Source organism: Halomonas sp. ML-15 (assembly GCF_014779595.1).
Taxonomy (GTDB): Bacteria; Pseudomonadota; Gammaproteobacteria; order Pseudomonadales; family Halomonadaceae; genus Franzmannia.
The window spans coordinates 961,808-983,290 of sequence record NZ_JACXZT010000019.1; the positions used below are offsets into that span (position 1 = coordinate 961,808).

18 protein-coding genes are annotated in these 21,483 nt (G+C 64.2%); 10 read left to right on the forward strand and 8 right to left on the reverse strand.

Going from position 1 to position 21,483, the window contains the following annotated elements; all coding sequences use genetic code 11:
- Positions 1-65 precede the first annotated feature (65 nt).
- Complete coding sequence (locus IEI94_RS16270; protein ID WP_191168312.1) at positions 66-1,010, forward strand: DMT family transporter; 945 nt, start codon at positions 66-68, stop codon at positions 1,008-1,010.
- Between the two features lie 31 nt (positions 1,011-1,041).
- Complete coding sequence (locus IEI94_RS16275) at positions 1,042-1,800, forward strand: FadR/GntR family transcriptional regulator (protein ID WP_191168313.1); 759 nt, start codon at positions 1,042-1,044, stop codon at positions 1,798-1,800.
- Between the two features lie 33 nt (positions 1,801-1,833).
- Here IEI94_RS16275 and IEI94_RS16280 read toward each other — a convergent pair whose 3' ends face one another.
- The 4 genes from IEI94_RS16280 to IEI94_RS16295 all read right to left on the reverse strand — a co-directional run bounded on the left by IEI94_RS16280 (position 1,834) and on the right by IEI94_RS16295 (position 6,222).
- The gene (locus IEI94_RS16280; protein WP_224750167.1) at positions 1,834-2,604 is read right to left on the reverse strand and encodes a DUF1080 domain-containing protein; all 771 of its coding nucleotides are present in this window, start codon (positions 2,602-2,604) and stop codon (positions 1,834-1,836) included.
- An 18-nt stretch (positions 2,605-2,622) separates the two neighbouring features.
- Entirely contained in the window at positions 2,623-3,783 is a 1,161-nt protein-coding gene (locus tag IEI94_RS16285) for a carbohydrate porin (protein WP_191168315.1), read from the reverse strand.
- A 199-nt stretch (positions 3,784-3,982) separates the two neighbouring features.
- The gene (locus tag IEI94_RS16290) at positions 3,983-4,537 is read right to left on the reverse strand and encodes a gluconate 2-dehydrogenase subunit 3 family protein (protein ID WP_191168316.1); all 555 of its coding nucleotides are present in this window, start codon (positions 4,535-4,537) and stop codon (positions 3,983-3,985) included.
- Positions 4,537-6,222, reverse strand: coding sequence for a GMC oxidoreductase (locus IEI94_RS16295; protein WP_191168317.1), 1,686 nt, complete (start codon positions 6,220-6,222; stop codon positions 4,537-4,539). The genes IEI94_RS16290 and IEI94_RS16295 overlap by 1 nt, the downstream gene beginning before the upstream one ends.
- A 553-nt stretch (positions 6,223-6,775) precedes the next feature.
- Here IEI94_RS16295 and ltrA point away from each other — a divergent pair.
- Positions 6,776-8,164 (forward strand): group II intron reverse transcriptase/maturase, encoded by a 1,389-nt coding sequence (ltrA, locus tag IEI94_RS16300; protein ID WP_191168318.1) that lies wholly within the window; start codon positions 6,776-6,778, stop codon positions 8,162-8,164.
- A 76-nt stretch (positions 8,165-8,240) separates the two neighbouring features.
- Here ltrA and IEI94_RS16305 read toward each other — a convergent pair whose 3' ends face one another.
- Positions 8,241-8,711: a DUF721 domain-containing protein gene (locus IEI94_RS16305; RefSeq protein ID WP_191168319.1), complete on the reverse strand. Its 471-nt coding sequence runs from the start codon at positions 8,709-8,711 to the stop codon at positions 8,241-8,243.
- Positions 8,712-8,776: 65 nt separating this feature from the next.
- Here IEI94_RS16305 and IEI94_RS16310 point away from each other — a divergent pair, with 65 nt between their 5' ends.
- The 4 genes from IEI94_RS16310 to IEI94_RS16325 all read left to right on the forward strand — a co-directional run bounded on the left by IEI94_RS16310 (position 8,777) and on the right by IEI94_RS16325 (position 14,215).
- Positions 8,777-9,160 carry a hypothetical protein gene (locus IEI94_RS16310; protein ID WP_224750168.1) on the forward strand — a complete coding sequence of 128 codons (384 nt, stop codon included), beginning with the start codon at positions 8,777-8,779 and terminating at the stop codon, positions 9,158-9,160.
- 84 nt (positions 9,161-9,244) lie between these two features.
- Positions 9,245-11,974, forward strand: coding sequence for a preprotein translocase subunit SecA (secA, locus tag IEI94_RS16315; protein WP_191168320.1), 2,730 nt, complete (start codon positions 9,245-9,247; stop codon positions 11,972-11,974).
- Positions 11,975-12,000: 26 nt separating this feature from the next.
- Positions 12,001-13,209: a bifunctional glutamate N-acetyltransferase/amino-acid acetyltransferase ArgJ gene (gene argJ, locus IEI94_RS16320; protein ID WP_191168321.1), complete on the forward strand. Its 1,209-nt coding sequence runs from the start codon at positions 12,001-12,003 to the stop codon at positions 13,207-13,209.
- A 58-nt stretch (positions 13,210-13,267) separates the two neighbouring features.
- Positions 13,268-14,215 (forward strand): Nudix family hydrolase, encoded by a 948-nt coding sequence (locus IEI94_RS16325; protein ID WP_191168322.1) that lies wholly within the window; start codon positions 13,268-13,270, stop codon positions 14,213-14,215.
- A 182-nt stretch (positions 14,216-14,397) separates the two neighbouring features.
- Here IEI94_RS16325 and IEI94_RS16330 read toward each other — a convergent pair whose 3' ends face one another.
- Together IEI94_RS16330 and IEI94_RS16335 are read right to left on the reverse strand one after the other, a co-directional pair.
- A complete protein-coding gene (locus IEI94_RS16330) occupies positions 14,398-15,294 on the reverse strand; it encodes a carbon-nitrogen hydrolase (protein ID WP_191168323.1) in 897 nt (298 codons plus the stop codon).
- Positions 15,291-16,355, reverse strand: a complete 1,065-nt coding sequence (locus IEI94_RS16335; protein ID WP_191168324.1) for an agmatine/peptidylarginine deiminase — start codon at positions 16,353-16,355, stop codon at positions 15,291-15,293. Before IEI94_RS16335 ends, IEI94_RS16330 begins: the two co-directional genes overlap by 4 nt.
- Before the next feature lie 192 nt (positions 16,356-16,547).
- Here IEI94_RS16335 and IEI94_RS16340 point away from each other — a divergent pair, with 192 nt between their 5' ends.
- On the forward strand, positions 16,548-17,789 hold the full coding sequence (locus IEI94_RS16340; protein WP_191168325.1) for a lipoprotein-releasing ABC transporter permease subunit: 1,242 nt from the start codon (positions 16,548-16,550) through the stop codon (positions 17,787-17,789).
- A complete protein-coding gene (locus tag IEI94_RS16345) occupies positions 17,782-18,498 on the forward strand; it encodes an ABC transporter ATP-binding protein (RefSeq protein WP_224750169.1) in 717 nt (238 codons plus the stop codon). Before IEI94_RS16340 ends, IEI94_RS16345 begins: the two co-directional genes overlap by 8 nt.
- On the opposite strand, the gene IEI94_RS16350 is transcribed toward IEI94_RS16345, so the two are convergent.
- On the reverse strand, positions 18,499-19,041 hold the full coding sequence (locus IEI94_RS16350) for a DUF2062 domain-containing protein (RefSeq protein WP_191168326.1): 543 nt from the start codon (positions 19,039-19,041) through the stop codon (positions 18,499-18,501).
- 135 nt (positions 19,042-19,176) lie between these two features.
- On the opposite strand from IEI94_RS16350, the gene IEI94_RS16355 reads away from it, so the two are divergent.
- Positions 19,177-21,474 (forward strand): DNA internalization-related competence protein ComEC/Rec2, encoded by a 2,298-nt coding sequence (locus tag IEI94_RS16355; RefSeq protein WP_318153413.1) that lies wholly within the window; start codon positions 19,177-19,179, stop codon positions 21,472-21,474.
- Positions 21,475-21,483: the final 9 nt, after the last annotated feature.

Genomic DNA, 21,483 nt, shown 5'->3' on the forward strand with positions numbered 1-21,483 from the left:
CCTGACGCCGGCGACCAAATACCGCGACGTCGCGCGGGTCAGCCCACCGAGGGACAATCACTGATATGTCGGCATTTTCCTCACTTTCGCATCGTCAGCAAGGCCTGCTGTTGACCGCCGGCGGGGCGCTGATCATGGCCCCGGATGCGCTGCTGATCAAGGTCGCCAACCTGCCCGACGCCGAGATTCTGATGTGGCGGGGTTTTCTGTCGGCGCTGGGCTTCTTTCTGATCGCCCTGATGCGCCACGGCAACGGCATCTGGGCCGTCTACCGCCGCTGCGGCTGGACCGGCATTGCCGTGGCGCTGCTGTTCAGCCTCACCACCTGCGGTTTCGTGCTCGGTAACCAGTACACCAAGGCCGGCAACGTGCTGATGATACTGGCCGGTGCGCCGCTGATTGCTGCAGCACTATCGTGGGTGATTCTCAAGGAGCGCCTACCGCGCCGCACCTGGATCGCGATCTGGCTGTGCCTGGCCGGGATCGCCATGATCGCCCTGGATGACGCCGGTGCCGGCAGTTGGGTGGGGAACGCTTTTGCCCTGATGGCGGCGACCACGCTGGCGATCAACTTCACCCTGTGTCGCACCCGGCCCGGCATCGACATGAGCCCGATGCTGGTGTTCAACGGCCTGATTGTCGGTAGCGTGGCCGGGCTGTTCTGGCTGGCCGGCGCCGAGACCACGCTGCCGCCGGTGAATCAGCTCGCCGTGGTGGTCCTGCTGTGCCTGATCATCGTGCCCTGCGGGGTGACCCTTCTGCAGCGCGGCCCGCTCTATCTGCCCGCCGCCGAGGTGGGGCTGCTACTGCTGCTGGAAGTGGTGGTGGGCACGCTGCTGGCGTGGTGGATCATCTCGGAACAGCCGGCGCCCATGGCGTTGGTGGGCGGGACCCTGGTGCTGGGCACGCTAACCGTCAAGGGGCTTTACGAGCGTCGGCTGGAAATGCGGCTACGCGGCGGTGCCGGGGCGGCGCTGCAGCATCCAGCCGAGCGAGCCAATACGTTATGATGACCAACAACCATCACAGGATCTCTCCGTTTTGACGTCACCATTACCGAAGCCGGCGACGCGACCGAGTATCGCCGAACACCTCGCCGAGGCGATCTTCGCCGGCCGCTACCAGCCCGGCGACTTCGTGCCTCGCGAACTGGACCTCTGCGAGCGCTTTGCCATTAACCGCTCGGCGGTTCGCAGCGATCTGCGTCAGTTGGTAGACGCCGGCATCATCGAGCGCATCTCCGGCCACGGTTCCAAGGTGCGGGAATACAGCGAGTGGCATATTCTCGACCCCCAGGTGACCGAGTGGATGACCCACTATGCGGCGCCCAACCCGGAGATTCAGCGTGAGATCCTGGCTTTTCGCCTCGACGTCGAGCCCTATGTGGCGATGACCGCTGCCCGACGCGCCAAGGCGCGCGATCTGGTCGCCATCGAGGAGGCCTTCGAGGGGCTGGGCCAGAACCTGCGCAACGCCAGCTGTGCCGAGGAGCGTCGCCTGCATAGCGAGTGCGATGTGGCCTTCCACGTGGCGATCTTCAAGGCCACCCACAACATCGTCTGGGCGCAGCTGTCGCATATCCTGCGCCCCTCGATCCATCTGCTGGTGTCGATGTCCAATGAGAGCGCCAGCGACCCCGACGATAGCCTCGAGCGCCACCGTGTGCTGATGGAGAGCATCCGCATGCGGCGTCCACGCGAGGCATTTCTAGCTGCTCAGGCGGTGCTCGCCGGCACCGCCGATGCGCTGGGCATCGAGCCCGGTGCCAGCTCGCTGGGGCGCTGTGTCGAGTTACCGTGACGTTCCGCCGTCTGTCATTAACTACTATTGGGTTTATAGCTCCCTGACCCAGATATTACGGAAACTCACCGCGGCGTCATGGTCCTGCAGATAGATTGGTGCACAACCATGCGCCTCGTCGTAATCGGGTTCGCCAATCCACTCGGTGGTGCCCTGAATCTCGACGTGGTGCTGAACCAGCACGCCGTTGTGCAGTACCGTGACATAGGCGGGCGAGGTCAGTTCCCCCGACGCGTCGAAACGCGGCGCCGTGTAGAGGATATCGTAACTCTGCCACTCGCCCGGTGGGCGTGACGCATTGACCAAGGGAATATGCTGCTTGTAGACCGATGCGGCCTGGCCGTTGGGATAGGTCGCGTTGTCGTAGGAGTCGAGTACCTGAATCTCGTAACGCTCCTGCAGGAAGACACCGCTATTGCCGCGATCCTGGCCCTGCATGCCATCGATCTCGGCCGGTGCACGCCACTCCAGGTAGAGCTGCACGTCGCAGAAATCCTGTCGGGTGCGAATGCCACCGCTACCGCGCTCCACCGTCATGGCATCGCCCTCGAGACGCCACATCGCCGGCCCACCCTCGTCGGCCTCCCAGGCCTCCAGGCCACTGCCATCGAAGAGAACGATGGCATCTGACGGGGCTTGCCCCTCAGGGGCCGACACCACGGGGGGGACCGGCTCCCATACCTCCGTTTTGGCGGCTTGTTGGCGAGGATCGAGCCCCTCCGTCGCCGTGGACTCGTCGGCTACGGCGGACAGTGCCACCAGACTGCTGCAGGTCATCCAGATCATGCGTGTGGGGGTATTCATCATTAGACTCCTTGCTGTTTAGAACAGGTACTTGAAACGCACCCGGGCGCCGTAGCGGTCGGCGTCGTCCAGGTTGTCGATCTGCTGGTGGTCAATACGGCTGTAGTAAGCCCCGAGATAGAGACTGAGGTCGTCGATACTGAGCACATCGGCGAAATGGTAGGAGGTATAGAGCGTGTCGATGTCGTAGCGCCCCGGGACACTGAACACGACATCGTCACCCTCCACGGGATTGACGTCGTCGATGTCGTTGCGGGCATGGATATAGCCCACACCAAACTGGCGCCATAGCGCATTTACCCCCAGTGTCTGATTGGTCTCCTCAAAGGCATCCAGGTGGGCAAGGTTGACATTCCACTGCCAGTCGCCGGCCCGGTAGGAGACCCGCATCCCGTAGCCGGTACGATCGCCGATGTCGGCCCCGCGCTCATCGACGATGGCATCGTCGACCAGATTGGTCTCGAGCCCCGCCGCCAGAGTCCAGGGCCCGGGTGTCCAGGCGATGACGGGACGCACGATAAAGGAGTCCTTGCTGTGCTCGTCGGGATCGATCCGGTAACCGTGGTAGGTATCGGTATCGAAGAGATCGGTGCGATCGCCGAATAGCGTGGAGATCTCGGCGTAAAGGTTGCCGCTGCGCTGGCTGACCATTACCTGGCCGGAGTCGCCGCCACGGCCACGCCCCTCCTTGGCTTGATAGACGTACCCTTGACCATCGCGATACAGGCCGTCCGAGGTATCGCCGCTGAAGCCAACGAAGACATCCTGCCCCAGAGGGAACAGGTCGTATGCCTCGAAACGGCCGACCTTGAACTCCAGTCCATGGCGATTGCCGATGGCGAGCCAGGCATCATCGACGGCGAAGTCGCCATCGGTTTGAATCAGCGGCTGCACCTTGAAACGAGCATAGTGGTGGGCTGGACTGCGGCGCTCGCCACCGATATCGAGCAGGATGCGTCCGGTCTGATTGAACTCATCGCCATGATCGACATCGTCTTCGAAAAAGATCGGACCTTCGCCGGCATGGGTGTTCTGAGCATTGATATCCAGCTCGACATCGCCACCAAAGGTGAGTTCTCCCGACTCCCCTTCGTAGACCAGTTGCGCCAGGCTGGGGGTAGTGCCGACTGCCGCCAAGCCGGCAACCAGCAGGAGGCGAGGGTGAAAGTTGTGAGTCATGTCCATTGCTCCGATTGTTGTCATTGAAGAGCCTGGGAAGGGGCCCTCACGAGCAGCGCAGCGCCATCGGACAGCAAGACACCTCCTGACGGGCCGTTGGCCCGCCACAGATGAATGGCATATCGAGAGAAAGCAGCTGCTCACTGGGGTGTTGTGATACGCGTCTCAACGGCGTCGAGCGCAGTGCCCCAGCCGTCTGTCAGGTGGTGCCCCAGGCGGGCTCCCCCTCCTCGTAGGGTGCACAGCCATCGTAACGACCAGGCACTGCTTCATTGCGCAAGACTTGCGTGGCGCCCACCTCTGAGGTGAAGAAACCGAATAGCGTCAGTTGTTTCATCATGGTGAAGTAATGGGGCGTGTCGGAATTTTCCACTTGAGCAAGGGCTTCCCGGTCCAGCTCACCAATCAGCTCACGCCGTTGCGGCTCGTCCAGTGCCAGGAACGCCTGGCCATATTCAGCGCGACTGCGCGCCTCGAGCTGTGCCAGCCCATGGTGGAAGAGGGTGCGCTCCTGAGCGCTGTAGCAGGCAGTGACGAACTGCGTCATGAAAGCGCCTACCTCGGCATCCTTGGCACCCGGGGTATCGGTGCGCGGTAGAATCGTCTCGGCCAACTCATCCAGCCGCTGGACATCCTGGGCAGTGAAGTCGTGCTCACTCTCGTCGAGGGCACTAAACGCCAACAAGGAGTGGCCACCGATCAATGCCGTGCCAGTCGCCACGCTGATCATCTTGAGTAGTTCACGACGATGCATCACAGATTCCCCCGCTTGAGTTCTTCTACCGCGTGATCGACCGCGCGGGCAGTCAGTGCCATATAGGTCAGCGATGGATTGACGCAGGAGGATGACGTCATGCAAGCGCCGTCGGTGACGAAGACATTGGGGGCATCCCATACCTGGTTGTAAGCATTGAGCACTGAGGTGTTTGGGTCCCGCCCCATGCGCGCCGTGCCCATCTCGTGAATTCCCATGCCCGGCGCGTAGTCGCCTTCTTCTCCCTTGACGTTCTGCACACCGCCGGCTTCCAAGAGATCCACGGCATCCTGGATCATGTCCTGGCGCATATCCCGCTCGTTCTGCTTGAGCTCCACATCGATGCTCAACACCGGCAGCCCCCACTTGTCACGCACGCTGTGATCGAGTGAGATGAGGTTATCGTGGTAGGGCAACATCTCGCCGAAGCCAGTCATGCCAATGGTCCAGCTCCCTGGTTGGCTGAGCGCCTGCTTCAACTCTGCACCGATGTTGAGTTCTGCAATCTCTCGATCCCAGCCTTGGCGACTCGCCGCGCCCTGGTAACCGAACCCCCGCACATAGGCCCGGTGTTGGTCGTCGACGTTACGAAAGCGAGGGATATAGAAACCGGCCGGACGCCGTCCGAAATAGTACTTGTCGAGATAGCCCTCGACGTCACCACTGGCACCGCAGCGGAAATGGTGGTCCATGACGTTGTGGCCCAACTCACCGCTACTGCTACCCAGGCCGCCCTCCCAGATATCGGTGGCGGAATTCATCAGTATCCAGGTCGAGTTGAATGTCGACGCATTCAGGAACACGAGATCGGCGGTGTACTCGTAGGTCTGATGATTCTCGGCATCGATGACCTCGACGCCGCGAGCGCGTTTGCGATCCTTGTCGTAGAGCACCTGGGTGACGATCGAGAAGGGCCGCAGCGTCAAGTTTCCAGTATCCATGGCGGCTGGTAGCGTCGCCGACTGAGTGCTGAAATAGGCGCCATAAGGGCAGCCCAGCCAGCACTTGTTGCGATACTGGCAGTCGACCCGGTTCTGTTCCGGCTTGGCTTGAGTGATATTGGCCACTCGGCTATGAATCAAGTGGCGCTGCCCGTCAAAGGCCTCTTCGATACGCTTGGCGACGTCCTTCTCCACGCAGTTGAGTGCTATCGGAGGAAGGAACTCGCCATCGGGCAGCACATCCAGTCCCTCACGGGTACCGGCAATACCCGCGAAACGTTCTACGTAGTCATACCAGGGCGCCAGGTCCTCGTAGCGAATCGGCCAGTCTATGGCGATCCCCTCACGCTGGTTGGCCTCCAAGTCCATGGGACTGAGTCGGTAGCTTTGGCGCCCCCACATCAGTGAACGCCCGCCCACATGGTAGCCGCGAAACCAGTCGAACCGCTTCTCCTCGACATAGGGGTTGGCCTGTTCGTCGGCCCACAGTCCCATGGTCGATTCATTCAATGGATAGTCGCGGCTCAAGACCGGAAATTTCTCTTTCATCTCCTGGGTGGGTCGATCACGGTGGGGATAGTCCCAGACTTCTTTAGAAGCGTTCGTGTAATCCTTGACATGCTCGATATTACGGCCTCGTTCGAGAAGGAGTACCTTGAGGCCTTTTTCGGTCAGCTCCTTGGCGGCCCAGCCGCCGCTTATGCCAGAGCCTACCACGATGGCATCATAGTGATTGTTAGCCATGGAAGAACACCTTTATTGTGAGTATGGCGTGGCGACTTATACGTCGCAGAGGTGAATCGCTTCGCGTAGCGACTCGATTTTTTTTTCTTGGTGCGCCAGGCATGGCGCGCAGCGCCTGACTGGCGCTGTTCCTGAGGGTGGTGCCTCGGGATGACTTGGGGGTGAAAGTCCCCTGCACGCCCGGCAAGGGGAAGTGCTAGCCGACGGCAAGGGTGTCTCCCGCGAGGGGGAATCTGAAGGAAGCCCGAGGCAAAACGCTGGCCTAACGAACAGGAAGCGGATACGAGGCGTCATGGCGGGGTGAGATGGCCCAACTCATCAAAGCCCGATACTTGCACGGAACGCCATGACGTATATCCGACAGGCATAAGCGGGAAGGTCGCGCGTCTTACCCTGGGAGGTCTGGTGGTCTGCCACGGTGCTACCGGCGTCGAGAGGCGACGGGATGGGCCACCAGACGTCAGCCGAGGCCATAGTAAGTGCCGGTTCACCGCGGCACCAAGGGCCGAACATGAAGAACCGCGAGTAGGCGATGACGTCTCGAGGATCGATCATGAAGACAGCCACTGGCGCTGATACCGCCACCCACCCAGAGGGGCAGGGGCAGCACCCCAAGTCCCGGCCGGTGGGCGTCGAGACGGTCCCGGCGTCGTCATCGTGGACGAAAGTGGAGCCCGCCCCGCTCATGGAAGCCGTGGTAGAAAAGGCCAACATGGCGCGGGCTTACCGGAAGGTGGTTGCCAACAAAGGCGCACCGGGTGTCGATGGCATGACGGTGCATCAACTGGCTGACCACCTGAAACGGCACTGGCCGACGCTGCGTGAGCGGCTGCTGGCCGGTGAGTACCATCCCAGCCCAGTCCGGGCCGTCGAGATTCCCAAGCCCAAGGGCGGGACGCGGCAGCTCGGCATTCCCACGGTCACCGACCGGCTGATCCAGCAGGCGCTGCTTCAGGTGCTGACGCCGATCTTCGATCCGACATTCTCGGCATCGAGCTACGGCTATCGACCCAAGCGCAGCGCCCAGCAGGCCGTCTCGATCATGAAAGCCCACGTTACTGCCGGCCACCGCTGGGTGGTCGACCTCGACATGGAAGCCTTCTTTGATCGAGTGAACCACGATCTGCTGATGGCGCGGGTCGCACGCCGTGTCCGCGACAAGCGGGTACGGCGCCTGATCCGTCGCTATCTGGAGGCCGGCCTGTTCCAGGATGGCCTGACCGCGCCACGTCAACAGGGAACGCCTCAGGGTGGGCCGCTGAGCCCGCTGCTGGCCAATATCCTGCTAGACGACGTGGACAAGGAACTGGAGCGCCGCGGTCATCGCTTCTGCCGTTATGCCGACGACATGCAGGTGTATGTCAGGAGTCGGCGAGCGGGCGAGCGCGTCATGGCCAGCCTGAGTGATTTTCTCGAGAGCTCGCTCAGGTTGACTGTGAATCGCGACAAGAGTGCGGTGGACCGGCCCTGGAACCGTGGGTATCTGGGCTACACGCTGACCCGGCACAAGCTGCCAAAGCTGACCATCGCCAAGGCCAGCCTACAGGGCCTGATGCAGCGTGTCCGCGAGATCCTCAAGCGTGGCAGAGGGCGCAGCACCCGGCGAGTCATCAAGGAGCTGAGCCCCGTCCTGCGGGGTTGGGGCAGCTACTTCAGCCTTGTCGACGTGAAGCGCCCGCTGGAAGCGCTGGATCAATGGATACGCCGGCGACTGCGTTGCGTCATCTGGCGACAGTGGAAGCGTCCACGGACCCGGCGGCGCAAGCTCGTAGCGCTGGGATTGGGCGAGGTACGTGCCTGGAAGTCAGCGGTAAACGGGCGCGGTCCTTGGTGGAATGCAGGTGCTCTGCATATGCGCCACGCCTTGCCGAACCGCTGGTTCGGTCAGCAGGGGCTGGTATCAGTGCTGGATACGGTAAGAGGGCTTAGCCGTTCTTCGTGAACCGCCGTGGTACGGAACCGTATGCCCGGTGGTGTGAGAGGACGGGGGAGGCGACTCCCCCTCCTACTCGATTGGCTTAGTTAGGCTCGCTGCTAGGTTCGGCGTGGCCCGCCAGGCGCTCCAGGGCGCGCTTCAGACGCGGATCGTCGGTATCGGCAGCACAGCTCGACAGTTCGTCGGCAGCGTTGGCCGAGAGGGCGCGGGTTTGGCGCGGCGGGACCTTGAGTGGTCGCACCGGACGCACCTTGAGGGTGAAGCCGAGCACGGCCTCGTACTCGCGATGCTGGTGGAGTAGCGCCAGCAGGCGCGGCTGTTCATAGCGCAGCCAGGTCAGCCACACCGCGCGATCGGTAATCAGCGTCAGTTTGCCGTCGCGATAGCCGCCGACAAATACATGTTCGCGTACCTCTTCGGGGAGCTGCTCGCGCAGCAGCTGCTGCGCGCGACCGATCAACTGCGCCATGCGCATCAGCCCGCCGAGTTCCCCCTGACCGCCGAGTAGTCGGGCCACGGGCTGGGCGCGGAAACGCTTAACCTTTATACTCATGGGCTTGCACTTAGGACGCCAAACGATAGCAGGCAATCTAGCATGCCAGAGAGTACATCGACAGCATGAGTCACGCTGGCCCAGCTTCCCACGAGCAGCCCACGCCCGACGTCCGTCGCGAAGCGGCGCTGACCACGCGCCGCCGCGTGCGTAGTCGCTGGTGGCTTGCTGGCTTGCTGGTGGGCTGTCTGCTGCCCGCGGGCCTGGCCCAGGGCGACGTACGCCTGGTCAGCCGCGTGGTGCAAATCTGCTGGCTGGTACCGGACAGCATTCGTGCCGAAAGCCGGCGTCTGGCACGCCGTCGGCGCTGGCTCCCCATCACCCGCCGGCGCCCGCCTGTCCCGAGGCGCACGGGGCGTCGACGCGCCATCTGTGGCCTGCGCCGGGTGGCGGGTGCCGACGTGCTGTCTCGCCGAGGCCCCCCTGACGTGTTTGCTCATTCCATCTGAAGACGCCTTGGATGGCGCCAGCGACGACCGGTCGATGCCGGTCGAAACGCTGTGTTTCGATTCCACGCTACGAGTGAACATGTCATGTTGAATTCCCTATTACGCAAGATGGTCGGCTCCAAGAACGACCGCGAAGTCAAACGCCTGGCCAGACCGATCGTTGAGATCAACCAGCTCGAGTCGCGCTATGAGGCCCTCGATGACGCTGCCCTGAGCAATATTACCAGTGAGCTGCGTGAACGCCTGGCCGGCGGTGAAACCCTTGATCGCCTATTGCCCGAGGCATTTGCCGCCGTCCGCGAGGCGAGCAAGCGGGTGATGGGGATGCGCCATTTCGACGTGCAGATGATCGGCGGGCTCGCCCTGCACCATGGCCGCATTGCCGAGATGAAGACCGGCGAGGGCAAAACCCTGGTGGCCACCCTGGCCGTCTACCTCAATGCGCTGCCCGGCAAGGGTGTCCACGTGGTCACCGTCAACGACTATCTGGCGCGCCGCGATGCCGAATGGATGCGCCCGCTGTATGAGTTCCTGGGGCTCTCGGTAGGAACCATCTATTCCGGTCAGAGCGGTGAAGAGAAACGTGCCGCCTACGCTTGTGACATCACCTACGGCACCAACAATGAGTTTGGTTTCGACTACCTGCGCGACAACATGGCCTTCTCGCTGGAGGACAAGGTCCAGCGCGGCCTGCACTACGCCATCATTGATGAGGTCGACTCGATCCTTATCGACGAAGCGCGCACTCCGCTGATCATCTCCGGTCCGGTGGAAGAGAACACCGAGATGTACAAGACCGTCGACCGCCTGGCGGGGGGGCTGACAAAATGCAGCGATCCCGAGGACCCCGAGAGCGGTGACTTCTTCCTCGACGAGAAGCAGAAGCAGGTCGAGCTGACCGAGGATGGCCACCACCGGGTCGAGGAGCTGATGCGCGGTGAGGGGCTGCTCGGCGAGCACGACTCGCTCTACGCGGCGCAGAATCTCAACCTGCTTCAGCACATGCACTCGGCGCTGCGAGCGCGTCACCTCTATCAGCGCGATGTCGATTACATCGTCAACGATGGTCAGGTGGTGATCGTCGACGAGCACACCGGACGCAGCATGCCTGGCCGGCGCTGGTCGGAGGGCCTGCACCAGGCGGTGGAAGCCAAGGAGGGGGTGACGGTACAGCGCGAGAGCCAGACCCTGGCCTCGACCACCTTCCAGAACTACTTCCGTCTCTATGAGAAGCTGTCCGGCATGACCGGTACCGCCGACACCGAGGCCTTCGAGTTCCGCCAAATCTACGGCCTCGACGTGATGGTGATTCCCACCAACCGCCCGCTGGCGCGCAAGGATCTCAACGATCTGGTCTATCTGACCGGCGAGGAGAAGTTCGAGGCGATCATCAAGGAGGTCCAGGCCGAGACCGAGGCGGGTCGCCCGGTACTGGTGGGTACCGCCTCGATCGAGACCTCGGAGTACCTGGCCGACCTGATGCGCAAGGCCAAGCTCGACTTCAACGTGCTCAACGCCAAGCAGCACCAGAGCGAAGCCGAGATCATCGCCCAGGCGGGTCGACCCGGCGCGATTACCATCGCCACCAATATGGCCGGTCGCGGTACCGACATCGTGCTAGGGGGCAACTGGGAGGCCGAGGTCGCCAAGCTCGAGGATCCCAGTACTGCCGACATCGAACAGGCCAAGGCCGAGTGGCAGGCCCGCCACGAGGCGGTGCTGGCCGCCGGTGGCCTGCATGTGATTGGCTCCGAGCGCCATGAGTCACGGCGTATCGATAACCAGCTAAGGGGCCGCTCGGGGCGCCAGGGCGATCCCGGCTCGACGCGCTTCTTCCTGTCGCTGGAAGATAGCCTGATGCGACTGTTCGGCTCCGACCGCGTGCAGCGCCTGATGCAGGCCCTGGGCCTGGAACGCGGTGAGGCGATCGAGCACAAGATGGTTTCCAACGCCGTCGAACGGGCCCAGAAGAAAGTCGAGAGTCGCAACTTCGATATTCGCAAGCAGCTGCTCGAGTACGACGACGTGGCCAATGCCCAGCGTAAGGTGATCTACGAACAGCGCAATGAGATCCTCGGCGCCGAGGATGTCTCCGAGAACGTACTGGGGATTCGTGAAGAGGTGCTCGACCTGGCGATCAGCGAGTTCGTGCCGCCGCAGAGCCTGCAGGAGCAGTGGGACCTCGAGGGGCTTCAGGAGCACCTCAAGAGCGAGTTCAATATCGATGCACCGGTGGTGCAGTGGGCCGCGGATGACGAGCGTTTCCACGAGGAGCAGCTGCGTGAAAAGCTGCAGGCCCAGCACCGCGAGGTGTATGCCGCCAAGGTCGAGACCGTCGGTGAAGCGCTGATGCGTCGCTTCGAGAAGCAGGTCATGCTGCAGGTTCTCGACTCGCGCTGGAAAGAGCACCTGCAGGCGATGGACCATCTGCGCCGCGGTATTCACCTGCGCGGCTATGCGCAGAAGAATCCCAAGCAGGAGTACAAGCGCGAGTCCTTTACCCTGTTTCAGGATCTGCTGATCAACATCAAGTCCGATATCACGCGGATTCTCAGCCACGTCAAGGTGCGCCGTCCGGACGAGGTCGAGGAACTGGAGCGTAAGCGTCGCGAGGAGCTGGAGCGCCAGAAAGCGGGTGCCGCCCGCCATGAGGCGCTCGACGACGATCCGGCAGCAGACGCCGAACCCGCCCGCCCGGCACCCGGTGCTGACGGGCGTCCGGTGCGGCGTGAAGGTCCCAAGGTGGGGCGCAACGATCCCTGCAGCTGTGGGTCGGGCAAGAAGTACAAGCAGTGCTGCGGCAAGCTGAGCTGATACCTATCGAGTAAGGAGAGACACGCATGGCCGTAGGCAAGGACACCTTTCCGGTGCTGCCGGCGATAGAGGGGGTGCGGCTCGGCACCGCCATGGCCGGCATCAAGACGCCGGGGCGCCGTGACCTGGTGGTGATCGAGATCGCCCCGGGCGCCACGGTGGCGGGCGTATTCACGCGCAATGCCTTCTGTGCAGCGCCGGTGCACGTCGCCAAGCGTCATCTGGCCCTCGAGACGCCGCGCTACCTGCTGATCAATACCGGCAATGCCAACGCCGGCACCGGCGATCTGGGCATGCGCGACGCCGAAGCCAGTTGCGCCGAGCTGGGGCGCCTGGCTGACGTGGCCGGGACCGCCGTGCTGCCGTTCTCGACCGGAGTGATCGGCGAGCCGCTGCCCATGCAGCGGCTGTTGGCAGGGCTGCCTGACGCCATCGACAGCCTCGACGCCGACGGCTGGGTCGCCGCCGCAGAGGGCATTCTGACCACCGATACACGCCCCAAGGGCGCCACTACCCGGGTCGAGATCGGTGGCGAAACGGTGACCATCAGCGGCATCAGCAAGGGCTCGGGAATGATCCAGCCGAACATGGCGACCATGCTGGGCTTTGTCGCCACCGATGCCAGCATTGCCCAGGCCGACCTGGAGGCCTGGTTGCGCGAGGGGGTGGCGCGCTCGTTCAACTGCATCACCGTTGACAGCGACACCTCCACCAACGACGCCTGCATGCTTATCGCGACGGGACATGGGCCGGCGGTGACCACCGACGCGGACGTGGCACGCTTCCGGGCGGCGCTGGATGCACTGCTGGTCGAACTGGCCCAGGCGATCATTCGCGACGGCGAGGGTGCGACCAAGTTCGTGACCCTCGAGGTCAGCGAGGCGCAATCGCGCCAGGAGGCGCTGGACGTGGCCTTTACCGTGGCCCACTCGCCGCTGGTCAAGACCGCGCTGTATGCCTCGGATGCCAACTGGGGGCGAATTCTGGCCGCGGTGGGGCGCGCTCCGGTGGCAGATTTCGACGTCGACAAGGTGGTCATCGACCTCGGCGAGGTACGCCTCGTCGAACACGGCGGACGCGCCGACAGCTACACCGAGGAGGCCGGCAGTGCGGTGATGGCCGGAGAGGAGATCGTGATTCGCATCCGTCTGGGGCGCGGCGAGGCCGCTGCCACGGTGTGGACCTCGGATCTATCCCATGAGTATGTATCGATCAACGCCGACTATCGCAGTTGAGCACGGTTAACGATGAGTGATATTTGGGGACGTCCGTGATGAGAAGGGTAACGGGATAATGATCAAGAGACGGGTACATGTGGCGGCTGCCGCCATCGTCAGCGGCGATCGGCATGAGGTGCTGATCGCGAGGCGCCCCTCCAACGTGGATCAGGGTGGCCTATGGGAGTTCCCCGGTGGCAAGCTGGCGCCCTATGAGACCGGCTTCGAAGCGCTCCGTCGCGAACTGCACGAGGAGCTGGGGGTGGAGATCCTCCGTGCTCAGCCGCTGATCCGGGTGCATCACGAGTATCCGGACAAGCATATTTTGCTGGACGTATGGCAGGTCCATGAGTTTGCCGGTGAGCCGTTCGGGCGCGAAGGACAGGCGGTGCGCTGGGTGCCGATGGAGGAGCTGGCCAACTATCCGTTCCCGGCGGCCAATCTGCCGATTCTGCGCGCGGTAATGCTGCCCACCGAGTACCTGATCAGCGCCGAAGAGGATGAAGACGCCGTCTTTATGGCCAAGCTCGAGCGGGCGCTGCGTGAAGATGGCATTCGCCTGGTGCAGCTGCGTGCCAAGAGCCTCGAGCATGACGCCTACGTGGCACGCGCCCAGCAGGCCGTGGCGCTATGCCGGGAGTTTGAGGCACGGCTGCTGCTTAACGGCGACCCGATGCTGCTCGACGAGGTCGATGCCGACGGTATCCACCTCACCAGCGAACGCTTGATGAGCCTCGAGCGGCGGCCCATTGCCGAGGGCAAGTGGCTGTCGGCCTCGACCCACGATCGTGCCCAGCTCGAGCAGGCGGCGCGAATCGGCTGCGACTTCGTGACCCTATCGCCGCTGCGCACGACCCCGACCCACCCGGATGCCGCGCCGCTGGGCTGGCACGATTTCCAGCAGCTGGTCGAGATTGCCGGTATGCCGGTCTTCGCCTTGGGCGGCATGACCCGCTTCGATGCCGATCACGCCCGTGCGGTGGGCGCTCAGGGCATCGCCTCGATACGCGATTTCTGGAAGTAAGCCAGGCGCTGGGAGAGCGGCGCCTCGGCAGTCGCGGCTTTCCCGGCGATAGGCCTACGCGGGGGCGCTGTAAACCCATCCCTGGGCGCTACCTTTTCCATCCCTGGAAAAGAACCCCCGCTTTGGCCTATCCCCGGGGCCGCTCATGTCGGCGTCTTAGCCTGCCCACTATCCCTCCGAATTCAATCCCGATAGCGTCGGGTCAGATCGCCGTAGGCGTCGATGCGCCGGTCGCGCAGATAGGGCCACATGCGCCGGGTCTGCTCGCCGCGGGCCATGTCAAGTTCGACCAGCAGCAGCTCGCTCTCCTCACCGGCATGCGCCAGTAGTTCGCCCTGGGGGCCGCATACGAAGCTGCCGCCCCAGAAGTCGATGCCAGGGCTGACCTCAGAGTGGTCCGGCTCGTGGCCGACCCGGTTGGCGACGACTACCGGCAGGCCGTTGGCCACGCCGTGGCTGCGCTGGATCAGCGTCCAGGCCTCTTTCTGGCGGTGTTTTTCGTCGTCGTCGTCGGGTGGATGCCAGCCGATGGCGGTGGGGTAGAGCAGCAGCTCGGCGCCGGCCAGCGCCATCAGGCGCGCCGCCTCCGGGTACCACTGATCCCAGCACACCAGCAGCCCGAGACGACCCAGCGAGGTATCGATAGGCTGAAAGCCCCGGGTCGCGTCGGCGTCGCCGGGGGTGAAGTAAAACTTCTCGTAGAAGCCTGGGTCGTCGGGGATATGCATCTTGCGGTAGTGGCCGACAGCGCCCTGCTGGCGGTCGTAGACCACCGCCGTGTTATGGTAGAGGCCGGCGGCGCGGCGCTCGAACAGTGAGCCGACCAGCACGATATCGAGTTCGGCGGCCAGGGCGGCGAGCCGCTGGCCGGTGGGGCCATCGAGCGGTTCGGCAAGGTCGAACAGCGCCGGGTCCTCGAACTGGCAGAAGTAGTGGGTAGCGTGCAGCTCCTGGAGCATCACCAACTGGGCGCCTCGGGCCGCCAGTTCACGCACGCCGCGCTCGCTCTCGGCGAGGCTGCGCTGCTTGTCCGGCCAGGCCGCCTGCTGGACCAGGCCGACCGTGAGGTTGTGAGTCATGGGGTTCCCTCCGCTGAGTGGGGTGCCGCTGCCAGGCTGCCGCGGGGCAGCTGCATGGTCAGGCAGTGCAGACTGCCATGCTGGCGGATCACGCTGCGGCAGTCGATGGGGACGATATCACGCCCTGGAAAGGCCTCGGCGAGTGCCGCCAGGGCCCGGGTGTCGGCGGCATCGGCGTAGGTGGGCACCAATACCGCGCCGTTGATGATCAGGAAATTGGCATAGGTCGCTGGCAGTCGGTGGCCGTCATCGGGATCGAAGCAGGGCTGCGGCCAGGGCAGTGCTACCAGCCGGTAGGGCGTGCCATCGGCCTGGCGCAGCGCCTCGAGTTCACCACGCATGGCGGCGAGTGCAGGGTAGTGCGGGTCCTGGGCGTCGTCGCAGTGGACATAGGCGATGGTGTGCGGATCGCAGAAGCGTGCCAGGGTATCGATATGGCTATCGGTGTCGTCACCCTCGAGGTGGCCGTGGGCCAGCCAGAGTACGCGGCTAGCCCCCAGCGTCGCGGCCAGCTCGGCTTCGACGCCGCGCCGATCCAGGTGTGGGTTGCGATTGGGGTTGAGCAGGCAGGCCTCGGTTGTCAGCAGGGTGCCCTGGCCGTCGCTTTCGATGGCACCGCCCTCTAGCACCAGGCTGTTAGCGTCGAGGGGGGCGGCGAATACCCCCTGCTGGGCGAGCTGCTGACTGAGCCGGTTGTCGCGCTCGGCGGTGAACTTGCCGCCCCAGCCGGTGAAGGTGAAGTCGCGCAAGACGATTCGCCCGTTCTCTTCCACGGCGATCGGGCCGTGGTCGCGGGCCCAGGTGTCATCGGCGGCTGCGACCACCAGCCGCAGCCGCTCGCCGCTTACGCCGAGACATGAGAAAGTGTGCGCCAGCCGCTCGCGGGTGGTCGTATCGGCGACCGCAATCAGCACCGTCTGGTAGCGGGTAATGGCCACCACCATGGCGGTCAGCGTCGCTTCGATGCACGCCAGGGTGGGGGCCCAGTCGCTATCGGCGTGGGGCCAGGTCAACTGGATGGCATCCTGAGGGTGCCACTCGGGGAACAGACGTAACGCCATGCGGTCTTCTCACGCTGGATGAATCATGGCCGGCCGGGGCCGTAACCAAAGCGCGCAATGTAGGACGCTGTCGGTCCGGATGCAAGCCTGGCATGCTGTGGCCCCATCGGGCCGAATATCGGCCACGGACAACGATGCACCTGGCGGTGAAAAGCCTTACCATGTGCGCCTTCTGACAAGGAATCGATCGCGATGCTCGACCGCTTGCCCATCATGCTTGGTCTGCGCTACGTGCGGGCCAAGCGCCGCAACCATTTCATCTCTTTTATCTCGCTAACCTCGATGCTGGGGCTGATGCTCGGTGTGGCCGTGTTGATCCTGGTGCTATCGGTGATGAACGGCTTCGACCACGAGCTGCGCAACCGGGTGCTGGGGATGGTGCCGCACACCAAGATCGAAGCCAGCGAAGGGCTCAGCGACTGGCGCTCGCTGGCCGAGGAGCTTACCCAGCGTGAGCGGGTGATCGGGGCGGCGCCCTATATCCAGCAGCAGGGCATGTTCTCGGTGGGTGGGCGCAACGAGGGTGCCATGGTCAATGGCATCGAGCCCGAGTGGGAAGAGCGTGTCTCGATTATCGGCCGGCATATGCAGCAGGGCAGCCTCGACGATCTACAGCCTGGTGAGTGGAATCTGGTACTTGGCTCGATGCTGGCACGCAATCTGGGCGTCAGCGTCGGCGACCGGGTGACCCTGCTGGTGCCCGAGGCCTCGATCACGCCGGCGGGCGTCTTCCCACGCCTCAAGCGTTTCACGGTCAGCGGCATCTTCAGCGTCGGCGCCGACCTCGATGCCAATCTGGCCTACGCCAATATCGAGGATATGCAGACCCTGGCGCGACTCGGCGACAACGTCGAAGGGCTGCGCCTGCAGCTCGATGATCTGTTTGCCGCCAACAGTGAAACTCGCGCCATCATCAGCGACCTGGGCAGCGGTTACCGCGGCATCGACTGGACCTTCTCCCACGGCAACCTGTTCCAGGCCATTCAGATGGAGAAGCGCATGATCGGCCTGCTGCTGACGGTGATCATCGCCGTGGCGGCCTTCAATATCGTCTCCACGCTGGTGATGGTGGTCACCGACAAGCACGCCGATATTGCCATCCTGCGGACCATCGGTGCCACGCCGCGATCGATCATGGGGATTTTCATCGTCCAGGGGCTGGCGATCGGTCTTATCGGTATTCTGATCGGGGTAATACTCGGTGTGATCCTGGCGCTGAGCATCTCGGATATCATCAATTTCTTCGAATCGGTGCTGGGTATCCAGTTCCTCGATTCGAATGTCTACTTCATCAGCTATCTGCCGTCGCGCCTGGACTGGTCGGATGTCTTCAATATCGTCGCGGCGGCCTTCGTGCTGACCTTCCTGTCGACGCTCTATCCGGCCTGGCGTGCGGCCCGGATTCAACCTGCCGAGGTGCTGCGCTATGAGTGATGACGTGATGACCCCCGCTTCGCCGTCGGTCGGCAAGGTGATGCTCGAGTGTCGCGGCTTGACCCGCGTCTATCGCGAGGGGCCCCAGGACCTGACCGTGCTCCACGAGCTGGATCTTGAAGTTCTGGCCGGCGAGCGGGTGGCGGTGGTGGGTAGCTCCGGGTCGGGCAAGACCACGCTGCTCAATCTGCTCGGCGGGCTGGATAGCCCCAGCGCGGGAGAAGTGAAAGTGGCCGGGGAGTCGCTGGCACAGTTCAAGGAAGCGGCGCTGGGCAAGTTTCGTAACCGCCACATCGGCTTCGTCTACCAGTTCCACCACCTGCTGGCCGAGCTGACAGCGCTGGAGAATGCCGCGCTGCCGTTGATCATTCGCGGCCAGACGCGTCAGCAGGCGCAGGCGCGGGCGCGGGAGATCCTGGCCAGGGTTGGCATGGCGGAGCGAGCCGAGCACAAGCCCGGTGAGCTGTCCGGCGGCGAGCGGCAGCGCGTGGCTATCGCCAGGGCGCTGATCACCGACCCCAGCCTGGTGCTGATGGACGAGCCCACCGGCAACCTCGATCAGACCACCGCGGCGAGCATTCTATCGCTGATGGATGAGCTGGCGCGCACCACGGCCTGCGCCTTTGTGGTGGTCACCCACGACCCGGCACTCGCGGCCCATCAGGACCGTGTACTGCGACTCGATGCGGGCCGTCTCTCTGCGGCCTGATCAGAACTCCTCTCCATTGCGCTGATGGCGCCGCCGACGTAACCGACGGCGGCGCCAACTGCGCGATACCTGCCAGCGCCAGATCAAGCGAATGATCAGGTTGGCGGCAAGGCCCACCACGACCGCCGAGAACAGCGAACCGATCGCCAGGATCGGCATGATGTCGACCATCTGCTCGGCGATCCAGCGCGTCGAGAGTCGCGTGGGCGCCTCCCGCGCCGGGGTGTCGAGCAGCCAGGCGCCGATCCGATAGTTGCCGTAGAAGATCAGCGGCATGGTCAACGGGTTGGTAATCCACACCAGCCCCACCGAGAGCGGCAGATTGCAGCGCAGCAGCCAGGCACCGGCAGCGGCCACCACCATCTGAAAAGGGATCGGCAGCAGTGCGCTGAACAAGCCCACCATAAAGGCATTGGCCACGCTGCGACGTGACAGCACCCACAGCGATGGGTCGCCAATCAGCCGCCCCATGAAACGCAGTGAGCGCTTGCGCTTGAGGGTGTCGGGGTGGGGCATGTAGCGCTGTAGCAGTCGGCGCGGCATGGCGGGCTCGTGGTGGCACTCGGATGGCTCGAAGTCAGCTATTATCCATACTAGGCTCATGGCCCGCCATGATTGGGTGCCATATTTGCCGCGATGGCATTGGTGACGACACACGGACGTGAAACGACGATGCGCATGGGATGGGCGCTGCCGCTGGCGGTGGCGGCACTACTCGGAATCGCTGCCGGCTGGCTGGCACCCGCGGGGCTTCCCGAAGCGGGCTTGCTGGCGGGCTTGCTGGCCTGGCGTCGTTGGCGTTGGATGGCGCTGCTGCTGGTCGCCAGCCTAAGTGCCTGGCCGGTACTGCAGGCAGCCACGTCGGACCTGCCCCAGGGATTGTCTCGCGAAGAACTGCAGCTTGAGGGGCGTCTGCTTCAGGTCGTCCCCCAAGGCGAGCTGACGCGGCTGCTGGTGCGGGTCGAGGCGTGTCAGCCCCAGGCTGCGCCGCGCCCCTCCTGTGAGCGTCTGCGACGGGTGCGTCTGACGCTATTCGACGCCGAATCGAGTGCCCCCGAGATGCAGGTCGGTGATCGTTGGCGTTTCACGGTGCGCTTGCGCCCGCCGACCGGTTTTGCCAATCCCCACACCTTCGACTATGCCGCCTGGCTGTGGCGCGAGCGCATCGACGCCACCGGCTACGTGCGCCGCGACCCTGAGCCAATCCTGCTGTCGTCATCACTACCGCTGCCTGCTCAGCGTGGCCTGGTCTATCTCGACCGGCGCCTTGAGGAGGGGGTGGCACGGCGCTGGCTGGCGGCGCTGACCCTGGGTGCCGGCGAGCGTCTCAGCGAGGATGACTGGGAGCGACTCAACGGCACTGGCACCACCCATCTGGTGGTGATCTCTGGGCTGCACGTGGGACTGGTGGCTGCCTTTGCCCTGCTGCTTGGCCGTGGCATGGCGCGCCTCGTGGTGCCAGGTCGCTGGCGACTGGTGACCTGGCCGTGGTGGCTGGCCGGCGCCGCGGCGGTGGGCTATGCGCTGCTGGCAGGATTCGCGCCGCCGGCGCAGCGCGCCATGCTGATGACCCTGGTCGGGCTGTGGGTGGCCAGCGGGCGGCACGCCCCAGGCCCCTGGCAGGCCTGGTGGTTGGCGTTGGGGGCGGTACTGCTGCTTGACCCTCTGTCACTATGGCGGCCAGGGCTGTGGCTCTCCTTTGTAGCGGTGGCGCTGTTGATCGTGATCTGGCAGGGCCGTCAGCGGCCGCGTGGTCTGCGCGGCTGGCTGTGGGCCCTGGTGCGCACTCAACTGCTGCTGGCGCCGCTGATGGCGGCGGCGGTGCTGATCGCCTTCGATCGGCTGGCGCCGGCGGCGCCGCTGGTCAACCTGCTCGCCGTGCCGCTGGTCAGTACGCTGATGGTGCCGCTGGGCCTGCTGGGTTGGTTGCTGGCCTGGATGCCGCCGCTGTCTGGGCTGTGCTGGTGGCTGTTCGGGATACTCGCCGAGGCACTGCATGGTTTGCTGGGCGTGGCCATGGCCTGGTTGCCGCTATGGTCGCCGGCGCCCTGGCAGCGCTGGCCGCTGGCGCTCGCCTTGGTCCTGCTGGCCGCCTGCTGGGCGCTGCCGGGGCTGGCGCTGCGTTTGCGAATCACGGCGAGCATGCTGCTGGGGTTGCTGCCGCTGGTGCTGATGCCGACAGCTGTGCCACCCGGGCAGCTCGAAGTTCGCGTGCACGATGTCGGCCAGGGGCAGTTGGTCGACCTGCGTACGGCTCGTCATCGCTTGCTCTATGACACCGGGCCACGCTTTCGCTCCGGCTATATGCCGCTGTCCGACCTCTGGCCTCGGCCACAGCATTTCCACCGGGTCATCGTCAGCCACGACGATATCGATCACGCCGGCGGTGTCCCGGCGCTCGCCGAGCATCGTGTAGACGCTTTCATGGCACCCAGGGGGGAGGATATCGGCGTGCCGTTCGAGCACTGTCAGGCAGGGCAGTCCTGGCGGTGGGACGACGTCAGGTTCTCGCTGCTGTGGCCGCCACCGGGGGATAACGCCGCGTGGTCGAGTAACGACCGTTCCTGCGTTCTGCTGGTAGAGGCAGGTGAGCAGCGAGTACTGATCACCGGTGACGTGGGGCGCCAGGTGGAGCGCTTTTTTGTGCTCGATGTCGAGGCACCGCTGACGCTGCTGGTGGCCGGCCACCACGGCAGCCATACCAGCACCGGACCGCAGCTGGTTGAGCTGCTCGACCCTCGACAGGTAGTGTTCAGTGCCGGGCGCGATAATCCTCATGGGCACCCCAGTGACGAGGTAGTGCGGCGCCTACGTGGCCGCTGTCTGTGGAACACCGCTCTCGATGGTGCGGTGACTTGGCGGCTGGGCGCTGGTTCGTATGCCGCTGGCGACGCGATGCGGAACCTGGTGGGGTGGCGTGGCGGTGTCGGGGGCAGGTGTCATGGGGTAGAATCGGCGCCACTCGATGCGCGTTAGGAGGGCTGC

Excerpts from the sequence above, each read along its gene's own strand:
- argJ (WP_191168321.1), top strand. The coding sequence starts at position 12,001 with ATGGCCGTAGGCAAGGACACCTTTCCGGTGCTGCCGGCGATAGAGGGG.
- IEI94_RS16345 (WP_224750169.1), top strand. The coding sequence starts at position 17,782 with ATGAGTGATGACGTGATGACCCCCGCTTCGCCGTCGGTCGGCAAGGTG.
- IEI94_RS16280 (WP_224750167.1), bottom strand. The coding sequence starts at position 2,604 with ATGAATACCCCCACACGCATGATCTGGATGACCTGCAGCAGTCTGGTG.
- IEI94_RS16355 (WP_318153413.1), top strand. The coding sequence starts at position 19,177 with ATGGGATGGGCGCTGCCGCTGGCGGTGGCGGCACTACTCGGAATCGCT.
- IEI94_RS16310 (WP_224750168.1), top strand. The coding sequence starts at position 8,777 with ATGAGTCACGCTGGCCCAGCTTCCCACGAGCAGCCCACGCCCGACGTC.
- secA (WP_191168320.1), top strand. The coding sequence starts at position 9,245 with ATGTTGAATTCCCTATTACGCAAGATGGTCGGCTCCAAGAACGACCGC.
- IEI94_RS16285 (WP_191168315.1), bottom strand. The coding sequence starts at position 3,783 with ATGACTCACAACTTTCACCCTCGCCTCCTGCTGGTTGCCGGCTTGGCG.
- IEI94_RS16270 (WP_191168312.1), top strand. The coding sequence starts at position 66 with ATGTCGGCATTTTCCTCACTTTCGCATCGTCAGCAAGGCCTGCTGTTG.
- IEI94_RS16330 (WP_191168323.1), bottom strand. The coding sequence starts at position 15,294 with ATGACTCACAACCTCACGGTCGGCCTGGTCCAGCAGGCGGCCTGGCCG.
- IEI94_RS16350 (WP_191168326.1), bottom strand. The coding sequence starts at position 19,041 with ATGCCGCGCCGACTGCTACAGCGCTACATGCCCCACCCCGACACCCTC.
- IEI94_RS16335 (WP_191168324.1), bottom strand. The coding sequence starts at position 16,355 with ATGGCGTTACGTCTGTTCCCCGAGTGGCACCCTCAGGATGCCATCCAG.
- IEI94_RS16325 (WP_191168322.1), top strand. The coding sequence starts at position 13,268 with ATGATCAAGAGACGGGTACATGTGGCGGCTGCCGCCATCGTCAGCGGC.
- ltrA (WP_191168318.1), top strand. The coding sequence starts at position 6,776 with ATGAAGACAGCCACTGGCGCTGATACCGCCACCCACCCAGAGGGGCAG.
- IEI94_RS16290 (WP_191168316.1), bottom strand. The coding sequence starts at position 4,537 with ATGCATCGTCGTGAACTACTCAAGATGATCAGCGTGGCGACTGGCACG.
- IEI94_RS16305 (WP_191168319.1), bottom strand. The coding sequence starts at position 8,711 with ATGAGTATAAAGGTTAAGCGTTTCCGCGCCCAGCCCGTGGCCCGACTA.
- IEI94_RS16295 (WP_191168317.1), bottom strand. The coding sequence starts at position 6,222 with ATGGCTAACAATCACTATGATGCCATCGTGGTAGGCTCTGGCATAAGC.
- IEI94_RS16340 (WP_191168325.1), top strand. The coding sequence starts at position 16,548 with ATGCTCGACCGCTTGCCCATCATGCTTGGTCTGCGCTACGTGCGGGCC.